We start from the raw sequence: 13,921 nt of genomic DNA, 5'->3' as shown, positions 1-13,921 counted from the left end.
CCCGTGCTCGCTGAGCCAGGCAGCGGCGCGCTGATCGAGCTGATGGCCGTGACCAAGGTCTATGGTCAGGGCGCAGCTGCGGTGCAGGCGCTGCGCGGCGTGGACCTGTCCATTGCGACCGGCGAGATGGTCGCCGTCATGGGCCCGAGCGGCTCCGGCAAGTCCACCGTCATGAACATCCTCGGCTGCCTGGATGCGCCGACCAGCGGGACCTATCGTTTTCGCGGTATGGACGTCGGTGCCATGAGCCGCGATGAGCGCGCGCTGCTGCGCCGACATGCGCTGGGCTTCGTGTTTCAGGGCTTCAATCTGCTGAGCCGCACCTCGGCCCTGGAGAACGTCGAGCTGCCGCTGATCTACCGGCGCGTGCACAGCAGCGAGCGGCGGGCGCGCGCCCTGGCGGCCCTTGCCGCGGTGGGGTTGCGAGACTGGGCGCAGCATACGCCGGCGGAGCTCTCGGGCGGTCAGCAGCAGCGCGTGGCCATCGCCCGCGCGCTGGTCACCGAACCCGCCGTGGTGCTGGCAGACGAGCCCACGGGCAATCTCGACAGCGCCCGCGGGCACGAGATCATGGCCCTGCTCCGCAGCCTGAACCGTGCGCGCGGCATCACCCTGGTCATGATCACCCACGAGCCGGAGATGGCCGCCTACGCCGGGCGCGTCGTGCATGTGCTGGACGGCCTGGTGGAGCGCGACGCCGCGACCGGAGGGCCTTCGGATGCTGAGCAATAGCCTGCTGCTCGCGGTACGCGAGATCCGCCGCAATGCGCTGCGCTCCTTTCTGACCATCCTGGGGATCGTCATCGGCGTGGCCGCGGTCATCGTCATGGTGACCCTGGGCGAGGGGGCGACCCTGCAGGTGCGCAGACAGATCGAAGGGCTCGGCAGCAATCTGCTCATCGTCGTGCCGGGGCAGCGCATGGGGCCGGGGATGCGCCAGGATGCACCGGCCTTCGCGCTCGAGGACATCGAGGCCCTGCGCCGCTCGGTGCCCGCCCTGGCGGCCGTGGCGCCGGCAGTGACCCAGTCGGCCACCGCCATCGTCGGCAACCGCAACTGGTCCACCTCCGTCACCGGCAGCGACAACAGCTATCTGCAGGCGCGCGCCTGGACACTGGCGGCGGGCCGGGCCTTTACCGAGGGCGAGCTGCGCGCCGGCAAGGCGGTCTGCCTGCTCGGCGACACGGTGCGCCGGGAGCTCTTCGGCCGCCAGGATCCGCTGGGGCAACGCGTGCGGCTGACCAAGCTCAGCTGCGAGGTCATCGGTCTGTTGCAGCCCAAGGGCCAGAGCGGCATGGGCCGGGATCAGGACGACCTGGTGCTGCTGCCGCTGCGCACGGTGCAGCGGCGCCTCAGCGGCAACCAGGACGTGGCCGTGATCTATCTGTCGGTGCACGCCGAGCGCTCCATGCAGCGGGCCAAGGCCGACGTGGAGCATCTGCTGCGCGAGCGCCGGCACATCAGCGCATCGGAGGAGGACAACTTCTCGGTGCGCGACATGCGCGAGATCGCCAGCATGCTCACCGGCACCACGCAGGTGCTCACGGCGCTGCTCGGGGCGGTGGCCTCGGTGAGCCTGCTGGTGGGGGGCATCGGCATCATGAACATCATGCTGGTCTCGGTCACCGAGCGCACCCGCGAGATCGGCATCCGCCTGGCCATCGGCGCCCGCGAGCGCGAGGTCCTGTCGCAGTTCCTCGTGGAGGCGGTGGTCTTGTCGTCCTTCGGCGGACTGCTGGGTATCCTGCTGGCGCTCGCGGCATCGCTGCTGCTGGCCAGGGTCCTGCAGGTGCCCTTCGTGCTCAATCTCGGGATCATCGGGCTCGCCTTCCTGTTCTCGGCGGCCGTGGGCATCCTCTTCGGCTTCTTCCCGGCGCGTCGTGCGGCACGACTCGACCCCATCGAGGCGCTGCGCCGTGAGTAGCGCGCGTTGCCGTCGGCCGCAACGTCTGACGCCACGCGAGTCGCGTTGAGTGATGCCATGCATACAGTCCGTCGAACCCATTGCCGATCGACTCGAGGCGATCGCGGCCGAGTGAATGCCCGATCTAGCCCGGCCCGCCGGCGGCGAGTTGCTCCGGCGCGGTCTCGCGGCCATCGGCGTCGTAGCAGACGCCGTTCGACAGCGCGATCACCGACCCCTCCCCCAGCGGCTGCCACAACTCGTCGGTCAGCGGCACGCTGGCCACCAGCGCCACATCCTGCCGCACCGTGGACAGGTTGACGCCGGAGTCCGCCAGTTCCGGCGCGGAACGCCAGCAGCAGCGCTGGAGCAGATACAGCCCGGGCGGGCGAATCCGGCCGTCGAGCTGGGTACGCTCGTGGGCATGGACAAACAGTGCATCGGAATCCGCATAGATGAAGTTGGCCGGACCCAGTTCCCGCAGCACGCGCGCATGCTCCGCAATGACCTCCATGCGCTGTGCCAGCGGCGGCACCTGGCCGTGACCCACGCCGTCCCATAGCGGCGCCAGCTGTGCCAACAGGCCGCAGAAGGCCAGTTCCGAATCCGAATCGCCGATCGGCCGGAACCGCGCCTCCACCGGCCAGGGCGCATCCAGCAACGCCGGGAAGTCGCCGTTGTGGGCGAATACATGCATGCGCCCTGCCAGTTCGCGCGCGAAGGGCTGGGTATTGCGCAGTGCCCGATCGCCAAAGGTGGCCAGGCGGATGTGCGACACGGCCATGCGGGTGCGCAGCCCCTGCTGCTCCATGAAGCGCATCAGGGCGCTGTGGCTGGCGGCGTGGGGCTCGCGCAGCAACAGACAGTCCGGGCCCTCGTAGAAGGCCAGCCCCCAGCCGTCGCGGTGCGGGCCATCCGCGCCGCCCCGACGCGCCAGCCGCTCCAGCGAAAAGCCGAGCGTGGCCGGGACGCGACTGGACAGGGCGAACAGCTCACACATGGATAGAGATCCCCTCGGGCACAGGGATCACGATGATGGTTGCAAACAGGCAACGGCAGCGATGATCCGGGCCCGAGTATAGCGCGCGACCACATGCAAAGCCCGGGTGATGGGCGGTATGATGGGGGCACGTGCCCAAGGCCCTCGCCGAGCGTTCGAGCAGGTGATCCAGGATGGACCCGAAGTCCTTTGTCTACTCCGCCGTCTTGCTGCTGGTGGCCGCCGCGGCCGCGGTCGCCCTGTTCCGCAACTTTGGCCTGGGCTCCATCCTGGGGCTGCTGGTGGCCGGCATCCTGATCGGCCCGCATACCCCCGGCCCCTCGGTCACTAGCCATGTGGAAGACCTGCGCCACTTCACCGAGCTCGGTGTGGTGTTACTGCTGTTTGTCATCGGCCTGGAGATCCATCCCCGGCGGCTGTGGGACATGCGCCGCATGCTGTTCGGCCTGGGTTCCCTGCAGGTTCTGTTGTCTGGACTCGTGCTGGCGGTCTATTTCTGGCTGTTCCTGGCGGACTGGCGGATCGCGATCCTGGTCGGTCTGTTCCTGGCGCTGTCATCCACTGCCCTGGTGATGCAGATGCTCTACGAACAGGGCGAGATCGCCACCCCCCACGGCCAGACGGCCTTCGCCATCCTGCTGATGCAGGACCTGGCGGTGGTGCCGATGATCGCGCTGCTGCCGGTGATCGCGACCACCGGGCCGCAGACGTCCGAACACTCGCTGGTGCAGCAACTGAGCATCATCGGCGTCATGCTGGCCCTGGTGCTGGGCGGCGGGCGCTGGCTGGTGCCCCGGCTGCTGGATCTGATGGCGCGCCAGTACAACCGCGAGGCCTTCTTCCTGGTGGTCATGGCCGCGGTCTTCGTCGCCGCCTGGGCCATGGACCAGGCCGGCATGTCCATGGCCCTGGGCGCCTTCCTGATGGGCATGATGCTGTCGGGCTCGCGCTACAGCATGCAGATCCAGGCCAGCGTGGAGCCGCACAAGGTCCTGCTGATGAGCCTGTTCTTCGTCGCCGTGGGCATGTCCGTGGACCTGCGCGTGGTCACCGCGGAGCCGCTGGTCTTCGGCCTGCACCTGCTGGCCCTGATCGGCATCAAGCTCGGCCTGCTGTACCTGCTGTGCCGCTGGTTCGGCAACCCGCGCAGCGTGGCCCTGCGGGTGGCCTTCCTGTTGTCCCAGGCCGGGGAATTCGGCTTCGTGCTGTTCGGCGCCGCCAAGGCCCTTGGCCTCATCGACGACCGGCTGTTCGTGCTGGCCGTGGCCATCATCTCCCTGAGCATGGTGCTCACGCCGCTGCTGACGCGCATCGGCAACCGAATGGCGGAACGCCTGCCGGACGATACCGATCGGGTCGACGATCGCTTCCGCCATGTGCCTCAGGGTGGCGACGCGCATCCGCGCGTCATCATCGCCGGCTTCGGGCGGGTAGGTCACACCATCGGCGCCATCCTGGCGGGCCACGGCATCCGCTACATGGCCTTCGATGGCAATGCGGATCTGGTGGCGCGCTGGCGCAACGACGGCTACCCGGTCTATTACGGCGACATCTGCGATGCGCACCTGATGGACGCCGTGCGCATCGACCAGGTGGAACTGGTGGTGCTTACCATCGACAACGCCCAGGCCGCCGTGAACGCCACCGGGCTGATCCGCGCCAAGGCACCAAGGGCCATCATTGTTGCCCGGGCGCGGGACCTGACCACCTGCGACGCCCTGTATCGGGCCGGCGCCAACAAGGCCTTTCCTGAGGCGGTGGAGGCCAGCCTGCGCCTGGCCAGCGAGACCCTGGAAGGGCTCGGCATCTCGCCACGCGAGGCCGAGACGGTGCTTAGCGATGCCCGTGGCGACGACTATGCGCTGGTGCGCTCCGAACTGGAGGTGACCCCGGCGACCGCCTCCGACACCAAGGGCGCCTGACCCCCGATGCCCGAGCCGTCTCCCGTTGCCCCGAACGCTGGCCCTGAAGCTGGCCCAAACGCCGATTCGAACAAGGCACAACGCGTCATCGTCGGCCTGTCCGGCGGTGTCGACTCCGCCGTCGCCGCGCATCGGTTGCAGCAGCAGGGGTACCGCGTGGAAGCCCTGTTCATGAAGAACTGGGAAGAAGACGACGAGCCCGGCTACTGCGCCGCGGCGCAGGACCTGGCCGACGCCCGGGCCGTCGCCGAGCGCCTGGGCCTGCGGTTGCACACGGTGAACTTCGCCAGCGAATACTGGGACCACGTGTTCGAGTACTTTCTGGCGGAATATCGCGCCCTGCGCACGCCAAATCCGGATGTGCTCTGCAACCGCGAGATCAAGTTCCGCGCCTTTCTGGAGCATGCCCTGGGCCTGGGCGCGGACTGGATCGCCACCGGCCACTACGCCCGGGTCACGCACGACGCCGACGGCAGCCATCTGCGCCTGTGCGCGGATCCGGACAAGGATCAGACCTACTTCCTCCACCTGCTCGATCAGCCCCAGCTCGCCCGCACCCTGTTTCCGCTGGCAGAGCTGAACAAGGCCGAGGTGCGCCGCATCGCCCGCGACCTGGGCCTGGCCAACGCCGAAAAGAAGGACAGCACCGGCATCTGCTTCATCGGCGAGCGCCGCTTCGGTGACTTTCTGGCGCGCTGGCTGCCGGAACAGCCTGGCCCCATAATGACGCCGGATGGCAAGGTACTGGGCGCGCATCGCGGCCTGGCCTGGCACACCATCGGCCAGCGCCAGGGACTCGGCATCGGCGGCATCCGCGACGCTGGCGAGGCCCCCTGGTACGTCGCCGCTAAGGACAGCGCCCGCAACGCGCTGATCGTGGTGCAGGGCAAGGATCACCCCCGGCTGTTCTCGCGCCGGCTCCGCGGCGAGCAACTGCACTGGATCGGCGGTCATCCGCCGGGTCCGGCTCCCTTGGAATGCCTGTGCCGTCTGCGCCACCGCCAGCCGCTGCAGCGCTGTACCCTGACGGCTTACGACGAGCACCGCTGCCGGGTGGTCTTTGCCCAGCCCCAGCGCGCCGTCACGCCGGGGCAGTCCGTGGTCTTCTACCGTCAAGACGAATGCCTCGGCGGGGCCGTGGTCTGCGAGGGCTGACGGCCGGCATCGCGTCCGCGACAATCGAAACGCGCGCCTGCAACAGCGACACCATCGAACCCACGCCAACCAACAGCCACACCATGCAGCATACCGACCAAGACCGCATCATCGCCCTGGCGGGCATCCATCAGGCCGCCCATTGCGTGCAGCGCATCGCCAACCGGGGCAGTGTCGACACCCAGAAGATGGAGCCCTGTATCTACAGTCTGTTCCAGATCGATGCGGACGATGTGCCCGCCGTCTTCGGCCCGCCGGGGGCGGTCGCCGCCGGCGCGCGCCAGATCGTCGCCCAGATCACCGGCCAGCCGGAGCGGGACATGGAACTGACCCGCTATGTCATCGCCCTGATGCGCCACGAGCGCACCCTGGCCGGACAGCCGCACATGCTGGCCGAGGTCGGCCGTCGTATCCAGGGCGCGGCCAACGCCCGCGGCGACCTGCCGCTGCTGGACCGCGAAGTGCTGGCCGGCCTGGCCGGCATCTACAGCGACACCATCAGCACGCTGCCCCAGCGCATCATCGTGCGCGGCAACCCGCTGTATCTGCAGAACGCCGACAACCAGGAACGCATCCGCGCGCTGCTGCTGGCCGGCATTCGCGCGGCGATATTGTGGCGACAGTGCGGCGGCCGGCGCCTGCAGATGCTCCTGTCGCGGGGCAAGCTGCTGCAGTCCGCCCGTGACTACCTGAGTGCGCCGCTGAACGACCGCGCCTGAGATCACGGCCGTCACACCCGACCTGCGAAAACCAATGCAGACAATTCGTCCTGTGCTGGTGCGTTTCCGGCACCGCACGTCTAGAATTCACCGGCTGGCGCATTCTCACAACAACAGACCCCATTGGAGCCACCACAGATGCAAGACAGTTTCCAGGCCAAGACCGCCCTCGAGGTGGCCGGCAAGACCTACCAGATCTTCAAGCTCGACGCCGTGGCCAACAGTGCGCGGCTGCCCTTCTCGCTGAAGATCCTGCTCGAGAACCTGCTGCGTTTCGAGGACGGCGTCACCGTCACCCGCGATGACATCCAGGCCCTGGCCGACTGGGATCCGCAGGCGGAGCCCAACAAGGAGATCCAGTACCGCCCGGCGCGGGTGCTGATGCAGGACTTCACCGGCGTGCCCGCGGTGGTGGATCTGGCCGCCATGCGCGATGCCATGAAGGCCCTCGGCGGCGATCCCGACAAGATCAATCCGCTGCAGCCGGCGGAGCTGGTCATCGACCACTCGGTGCAGGTGGACAACTACGGCTCGGACGCCGCCTTCGGCCTGAACGCGGAACTGGAGTTCTCGCGCAACAAGGAGCGCTACCAGTTCCTGAAATGGGGCCAGAGCGCCTTCGATAACTTCAAGGTGGTGCCGCCGGATACCGGCATCGTGCATCAGGTCAACGTGGAATACCTGGCGCGGGTCATCTTCGGCCGCGAGGTCGACGGCGAGCTGCAGGCCTACCCGGACACCCTGGTCGGCACCGACTCGCACACCACCATGGTCAACGGCATGGGCGTGCTCGGCTGGGGCGTCGGCGGCATCGAGGCCGAGGCCTCCATGCTGGGCCAGCCGGTGTCCATGCTGATCCCCAAGGTGGTCGGCGTGAAGCTGACCGGCCAGCTGCCCGAGGGCGCCACCGCCACCGACCTGGTGCTGACCATCGTCGAGCTCCTGCGCAAGCATGGCGTGGTCGGCAAGTTCGTCGAGTTCTACGGCCCGGCGGTCAAGACCCTGCCCATGGGCGATCGCAGCACCATCGCCAACATGGGCCCCGAGTACGGCGCCACCTGCGGCCTCTTCCCCATCGATCAGGAGACGCTGGACTACCTGCGCCTGACCGGTCGCAGCGAGGAGCAGGTCGCGCTGGTCGAGGCCTATGCCAAGGCCCAGGGCATGTTCGACGCCGACGGCAGCTTCGAGGCCGATTACAGCGAGCAACTGGAACTCGACATCAGCACCGTGGTGCCCAGCCTCGCCGGCCCCAAGCGCCCCCAGGACCGGGTCGCGCTGACCGCGATCAAGCCGAGCTTCGATGCGGCGCTCAAGGCCCTGAACAGCGAGCGCGGTGCGGCCAGCAAGCCGGTCACCACCAAGATCGACGGCCAGGACGTAACGCTCAGCGATGGCGCCATCGTCATTGCCGCCATCACCTCCTGCACCAACACCTCCAACCCCAACGTCATGCTGGGCGCCGGGCTGGTGGCCAAGAAGGCCGTGGCGCGCGGTCTGTCGGTGCCGCCCTGGGTCAAGACCTCCCTCGGCCCGGGCTCCATGGTGGTGACCAAGTACCTGGAAGACGCCGGCCTGATGGAACCGCTCAAGCAGCTCGGCTTCCATGTCGTCGGCTACGGCTGCACCACCTGCATCGGCAACTCGGGCCCGCTGCGCGAAGAGGTCTCCAAGGCCATCGCCGAGGGCGACCTGACCGCCGTGTCGGTACTCTCGGGCAACCGCAATTTCGAGGGTCGGGTGCATGCCGAGGTGCGCATGAACTACCTGGCCTCGCCGCCGCTGGTGGTGGCCTATGCCATCGCCGGGCGCATGGACATCGATCCCTACAACGATCCGCTGACTACCGACGCCGATGGCCAGCCGGTCTATCTGAAGGACATCTGGCCGAGCCAGGCCGAGGTGGCCGAGACCGTCAATCAATTCCTGGGCCAGGACGACTTTACCCAGAGCTATGCCGATGTCTTCGCCGGTGACGCGCGCTGGCAGGGGCTGCAGGCACCGGCCGGCAAGGTCTTCGATTGGGATGCGGACTCCACCTATGTGCAGGAGCCGCCCTACTTCCAGGGCATGCAGCTGGAGCCCGCGCCGGTCGCGCCCATCGGCAATGCCCGCTGTCTGGCGCTGCTCGGCGACTCGGTCACCACCGACCACATCTCGCCGGCCGGCAACATCAAGGCCGACGGTCCTGCGGGGCGCTACCTCATCGAGCACGGCGTCGCGCCGGCGGACTTCAACTCCTACGGCTCGCGCCGCGGCAACCACGAGGTCATGATGCGCGGCACCTTCGCCAATATCCGCCTGCGCAACAAGATGGCACCCGGCACCGAGGGCGGCGTGACCCTGCATCAGCCGAGCGGCGAGCAGATGAGCATCTACGATGCCGCCATGCGCTATCAGGCCGATGCGGTGCCGGCCATCGTCATCGCCGGCAAGGAATACGGTTCCGGCTCGTCGCGTGACTGGGCCGCCAAGGGCCCGCGCCTGCTGGGCGTGCGCGCGGTGATCGCCGAGAGCTACGAGCGCATCCACCGCACCAATCTGGTCTGCATGGGCATCCTGCCGCTGCAGTTCCTGGACGGCGAGAGCGCCGAGTCCCTGGGGCTGACGGGCTATGAGACCTTTGCCATCTCCAATCTGGACGAGGGCCATGCCAAGCAGGTGACCGTGACCGCGACCGATGCCGAGGGCAATGCCAAGACCTTCCAGGCAAGGGTGCGTATCGACACCCCGAACGAGGTCGAGTACTACCAGCACGGCGGCATCCTGCAATACGTGCTGCGGAAACTGGCGGCCTGAGGCTGAATCGCGCGCGGGAAACACAACCGCAGAGGCGCAAAGGGCGCAAAGAACACGCCAAGGAGTAACAAAGGGCCCCCATGACGCGCGGATTGATTCAGTCCACGCGCGAGGCCTACGGCCCGTCATGATGCGGTGAACATCTCACCGCCCAGGGGCCTTTTGAAGACTCCGTGCAGTCTCTGTGCCCTCTGCGTCTCTGCGGTTAGATCTCTGCGGTTAGATCTCTGCGGTCAAACCTGAACGAAAACCGGCTTATGCAACTCAACTCACTCACCGCCGTCTCCCCCATCGACGGCCGCTACGGCAGCAAGACCGAGGCACTGCGCCCCATCGTCAGCGAATTCGGCCTGATCCGCCACCGCGTGCTGGTCGAGGTACGCTGGCTGCAGGCGCTGTCGCGGCATCCTGACATCCCTGAGGTCCCGGCCTTTTCGGACGCGGCCAATGCCCGTCTGGATCGGATCGCCGATGCCTTTTCGGTGGAAGATGCCGAGCGCATCAAGACCATCGAGCGCACCACCAACCACGATGTCAAGGCAGTGGAGTATTTCCTGAAGGAACAGGTCGCCGACACGCCGGAGCTGGGGGCGGTGTCGGAGTTCATCCACTTCGCCTGCACCTCCGAGGACATCAACAACCTGTCGCATGGCCTGATGCTGCGCGCCGCGCGGGATCAGGTGTTGCTGCCGGCCATGGACCGGGTCATCGCCGCCATCCGCGCGCTGGCGCATGAGCATGCCGCGCTGCCGATGCTCTCGCGCACCCACGGCCAGCCGGCCTCGCCGACCACCCTCGGCAAGGAACTGGCCAATGTGGTCGCGCGCCTGCAAGGCCAGCGCGAGGCGGTCGCCCAGGTCGCCCTGCTTGGCAAGATCAACGGCGCGGTCGGCAACTACAATGCCCATCTCAGCGCTTATCCGGACCTGGACTGGCCCGGCTTCGCGCAGGACTTCGTCGAATCCCTGGGGCTGAGCTTCAACCCCTACACCACCCAGATCGAGCCGCACGACTACATCGCCGAGCTCTTCGATGCCCTGGCGCGTTTCAACACCGTGCTGCTGGATTTCTGCCGCGATGTCTGGGGCTACATCGCCTTCGGCTATTTCAAGCAGCGGCGCGTCGAGGGCGAGGTCGGCTCCTCCACCATGCCGCACAAGGTCAATCCCATCGACTTCGAGAACGCCGAGGGCAATCTGGGCATCGCCAATGCGATTCTGGCGCACCTGGGCAGCAAGCTGCCGGTGTCGCGCTGGCAGCGCGACCTGACCGACTCCACCGTGCTGCGCAACCTGGGCGTCGGCGCCGCACACACCCTGATTGCGCTGGAATCCGCGCTCAAGGGTATCGGCAAGCTCGAGGCCGATCCCGAGCGCCTGGCCGCCGATCTGGAGGCCAACTGGGAGGTGCTGGCCGAGCCCATCCAGACGGTGATGCGCCGCCACGGTGTCGACAAACCCTACGAGCGCCTCAAGGCCCTGACCCGCGGCCAGCGCGTCGGCGCCGAGGCCATGGCTAGGTTCATCGATGGCCTGGAGATCCCGGATGATGCCAAGGCGCGGCTCAAGGCCATGACGCCGGCGAGTTACATCGGTAATGCGGAAGCGCAGGCGCGAAGCATCTAGCCACAGGATGCATCTGGGCACACGAAGTATCCAGGCTGACGGGTTTGGCCGCATTGGCCTTGCCGAGTGGGATACCCCGCCCTGTTCTGCGGCCTAGGCTGGTAAACGGCGAAGACACCGAAAACGCGGTTTGCGAATCGCTTCGGGATTGTTGTCGTCCATCAGGCAGACTAGACTAATCGGACTTGGTTCAATCTGGAGCAGACCTGATGCACACTGTCAACATTCACGAAGCCAAAACGCACCTGTCCCGTTTGATCGAGCAGGCGGCTGCCGGTGAACCCTTCGTCATCGCCAAGGCGGGTCGCCCCTTGGTCAAGGTCTTGCCGCTGGATGCCACCGAGGCGCGACAACCCAAGCGTCTGGGGTTCATGGAAGGAGAACTCCGGGTTCCGGACGATTTCAATGACATCGGCAGAGACACCATCACCGGTTTGTTTGAAGGCCGCTCGTGAGGCTACTGCTCGATACCCAGTTACTGCTCTGGGCCGCAGGTCTGCCCGGACGGCTCTCCGATGAGGCCCGCGGGCTCCTGGGCGCACCGGAAAACAGCCTGCATTTCAGTGCCGCCAGTCTCTGGGAAATCGTCATCAAACGTGGACTCGACCGCGATGACTTTCAGGTCGACCCGCACAGGCTGCACCGAGGTCTGCTCGACAACGGCTATCAGCCGCTGGCGATCGCCGGTTCTCATACGCTGATGGTCGGCAACCTGCCGCCCATCCACAAAGACCCCTTCGATCGCATCCTGATTGCTCAGGCCATGGTCGAAGGCTTGACCTTGCTCACGACCGATGGTCTGATCGCGCAGTATCCAGGACCGATTCGCAAGCTTTGAAAATTCAAGCCACAGCCGGGCATTTTCGATGCAGCGCTTGCCTGAACCCAGGGTCAGCAGCCCCCCGGCACGGTGATCCCGGATGACTTCTCAGCGCGCATTCCTCCTCGGCGCCGGCTTCATCCTGCTGGGTGAACTCTGCTTTGCCACCATGGGCGTGGCCATCCGCTTCGTGTCCGAGGAACTGGACAACGAACTCATCGTATTTGCGCGCAATCTGCTGGGGCTGCTGATCCTCGCGCCCTGGCTGCTGCGCCATGGTCTGGGCCGGGTCTCCACCCGGGTCCCCGGCCTGCATCTGCTGCGCGGTGTCGCCGGCGTCTCGGCCATGTATTGCTTCTTCTACGCCATCGCCAACCTGCCCCTGGCGGAGGCCATGCTGCTGAAACTCACGGCGCCTGTATTCATGCCGCTGATCGCGCTGCTCTGGCTGCACGAACGGGTCACGCCGCTGCTCTGGCTGGCGCTGGCCGTCGGCTTCGTCGGTGTGCTCATCATCCTGGACCCCGGCATCGAGGCCGGCGCCCTGCTGGTCTCGCCGGTGGCCCTGATCGGGCTGCTCGGCGGTTTGCTGGCGGCACTGGCCAAGGTTACGGTGCGACGCCTTTCCAGCACCGAACCGCCAACTCGAATCGTGTTCTATTTCTCGCTGATTGCCTGCGTCATCTCCGCCGTCCCCCTCACCTGGGCCTGGCAGACGCCCTCGCCCGCCGCCCTGCTCTGGCTCCTGGCCGTCGCCATCGCCGCCACCCTCGGCCAGCTGGCGCTGACTCGTGGGCTCTCCCTTGCGCCGGCCTCGCGCATGGGCGCCTTCGGCTATTTCGCCGTGGTCTTTGGTGCCGCCTACGGCTGGCTCATCTGGGACGAGTCGATCACCCTGCGCATGCTCGTCGGCACACTACTGATTGCCGCCGCAGGCCTGCTCGTGGGTCGCGCCGGCGGCGGCCTGCGACTGGTGTCGAGGCGAAGATCGACGCCGCAGTCTGCTCGCGGTTGAGCATGGTCGCCGGACTTCTGGCGCCGGTGACAACGGCGCCGCCCTGACCATGGCAGGGCGATCAGAGACGAGTGACCAGTCGCGTCGCCAGACCGCTCTCCAGTGCCTCCGGCACCGAGATCCAGGACATGCGGTCATTGGGCACCGCGGCGGCGGCCAGGGCGATGCTCTCGTCCACGCCCATCTCGCGCAGGTACAACACCGCGGCCACCACGGACAGTTGTCCGCCCTCGTGGGTGCTGAGGTGCGGCGGCACCTTGCTCTGGTGGATGCCGAGCCGGGCCTCCGGCGTGACATAGCGTTCGATCCCCCCCGCCAGCACATCCACGCAGGCGGAGGTGCAGAGCCCGTCGACACCGACCCGCAGCCCGTTCTCCCGCAGGTAGCGGCCCAGGCGTCGCGCCTCGTACAGGGAACCGCCGGGGCTGTTGATGATCAGCCCCACCGCCTTCTCCCGACGCAGCCGCGCCACCACAGCGTCCGCAAACCCCTCGTCGATGGGCCCCTCCACCCGGATCCAGGTGGTCATGAGCAAGCCGGAGGCGTCGAACCGCACCAGGCTGGGCGCGATGCCGGTGAGCACGGCCAGTTCCTCGCAGGCCCCTTGCGTCAGCGCGCGCAGGGCCACCCTGGCCGACGGATCCGCGGCGGTCTCCAGCAGCCTGTTGGAGCGCGCGATCATCTGCGCGATGGTGAAGTCGTAGCGCTCCACCGCGGCGATGACCACCGCATCGGTGGCGCCTCGGTCCCCGGTCTGGGCCACGCGGCGCAGGTGGCAGGCAGCGATCCCGGTCAGCAGTTCGTCCCCCGACAGCCCGGCCGGGAGTTCCCCGGCCTTCGGCATGCCCGGGCGCGTGGCCTGGTTTGCAGTGCCCACGCAACCGGCGAGCCAGGTGACCGCCAGGGCGAACAGGAGCAGCCGGGCGATCAGACGGACCGGTGGTCCGGTCCCGGTCATGGCCG

12 protein-coding genes are annotated in these 13,921 nt (G+C 67.4%); 10 read left to right on the top strand and 2 right to left on the bottom strand.

Annotation, left to right across the window (positions count from 1 at the left end; genetic code table 11):
* The first annotated feature begins 42 nt into the window (after positions 1-42).
* Both F2Q65_RS05600 and F2Q65_RS05595 read left to right on the top strand, forming a co-directional pair.
* A complete protein-coding gene (locus F2Q65_RS05600) occupies positions 43-732 on the top strand; it encodes an ABC transporter ATP-binding protein (protein WP_150091469.1) in 690 nt (229 codons plus the stop codon).
* The gene (locus F2Q65_RS05595; RefSeq protein ID WP_150091264.1) at positions 719-1,924 is read left to right on the top strand and encodes an ABC transporter permease; all 1,206 of its coding nucleotides are present in this window, start codon (positions 719-721) and stop codon (positions 1,922-1,924) included. The genes F2Q65_RS05600 and F2Q65_RS05595 overlap by 14 nt, the downstream gene beginning before the upstream one ends.
* A 124-nt stretch (positions 1,925-2,048) precedes the next feature.
* On the opposite strand, the gene F2Q65_RS05590 is transcribed toward F2Q65_RS05595, so the two are convergent.
* Positions 2,049-2,903: a class II glutamine amidotransferase gene (locus tag F2Q65_RS05590; protein ID WP_150091262.1), complete on the bottom strand. Its 855-nt coding sequence runs from the start codon at positions 2,901-2,903 to the stop codon at positions 2,049-2,051.
* A gap of 173 nt (positions 2,904-3,076) precedes the next feature.
* On the opposite strand from F2Q65_RS05590, the gene F2Q65_RS05585 reads away from it, so the two are divergent.
* The 8 genes from F2Q65_RS05585 to F2Q65_RS05550 all read left to right on the top strand — a co-directional run bounded on the left by F2Q65_RS05585 (position 3,077) and on the right by F2Q65_RS05550 (position 12,958).
* Positions 3,077-4,825 carry a cation:proton antiporter domain-containing protein gene (locus F2Q65_RS05585; RefSeq protein ID WP_150091260.1) on the top strand — a complete coding sequence of 583 codons (1,749 nt, stop codon included), beginning with the start codon at positions 3,077-3,079 and terminating at the stop codon, positions 4,823-4,825.
* A gap of 6 nt (positions 4,826-4,831) precedes the next feature.
* On the top strand, positions 4,832-5,980 hold the full coding sequence (gene mnmA, locus F2Q65_RS05580; RefSeq protein WP_150091258.1) for a tRNA 2-thiouridine(34) synthase MnmA: 1,149 nt from the start codon (positions 4,832-4,834) through the stop codon (positions 5,978-5,980).
* Positions 5,981-6,063: 83 nt separating this feature from the next.
* Positions 6,064-6,699 carry a high frequency lysogenization protein HflD gene (gene hflD, locus F2Q65_RS05575; protein ID WP_150091256.1) on the top strand — a complete coding sequence of 212 codons (636 nt, stop codon included), beginning with the start codon at positions 6,064-6,066 and terminating at the stop codon, positions 6,697-6,699.
* Between the two features lie 138 nt (positions 6,700-6,837).
* The gene (gene acnA / locus F2Q65_RS05570) at positions 6,838-9,498 is read left to right on the top strand and encodes an aconitate hydratase AcnA (protein WP_150091252.1); all 2,661 of its coding nucleotides are present in this window, start codon (positions 6,838-6,840) and stop codon (positions 9,496-9,498) included.
* Positions 9,499-9,755: 257 nt separating this feature from the next.
* Positions 9,756-11,123: an adenylosuccinate lyase gene (purB, locus tag F2Q65_RS05565; protein WP_150091250.1), complete on the top strand. Its 1,368-nt coding sequence runs from the start codon at positions 9,756-9,758 to the stop codon at positions 11,121-11,123.
* Positions 11,124-11,332: 209 nt separating this feature from the next.
* Positions 11,333-11,578 carry a type II toxin-antitoxin system Phd/YefM family antitoxin gene (locus F2Q65_RS05560; RefSeq protein ID WP_150091248.1) on the top strand — a complete coding sequence of 82 codons (246 nt, stop codon included), beginning with the start codon at positions 11,333-11,335 and terminating at the stop codon, positions 11,576-11,578.
* Positions 11,575-11,961 carry a type II toxin-antitoxin system VapC family toxin gene (locus F2Q65_RS05555; RefSeq protein ID WP_150091246.1) on the top strand — a complete coding sequence of 129 codons (387 nt, stop codon included), beginning with the start codon at positions 11,575-11,577 and terminating at the stop codon, positions 11,959-11,961. Before F2Q65_RS05560 ends, F2Q65_RS05555 begins: the two co-directional genes overlap by 4 nt.
* Positions 11,962-12,043: 82 nt before the next feature.
* On the top strand, positions 12,044-12,958 hold the full coding sequence (locus F2Q65_RS05550; protein ID WP_150091243.1) for a DMT family transporter: 915 nt from the start codon (positions 12,044-12,046) through the stop codon (positions 12,956-12,958).
* Between the two features lie 61 nt (positions 12,959-13,019).
* Here the strand turns inward: F2Q65_RS05550 and F2Q65_RS05545 are convergent, their stop codons facing one another.
* A complete protein-coding gene (locus tag F2Q65_RS05545; protein WP_150091241.1) occupies positions 13,020-13,916 on the bottom strand; it encodes a COG3904 family protein in 897 nt (298 codons plus the stop codon).
* Between the last annotated feature and the right edge of the window lie 5 nt (positions 13,917-13,921).

The organism is Thiohalocapsa marina, assembly GCF_008632335.1.
In the GTDB taxonomy this organism is placed as follows: Bacteria; Pseudomonadota; Gammaproteobacteria; order Chromatiales; family Chromatiaceae; genus Thiohalocapsa; species Thiohalocapsa marina.
Note: the sequence above shows the minus strand (reverse complement) of the source record. Positions and strands in the feature narration are given on the sequence as shown.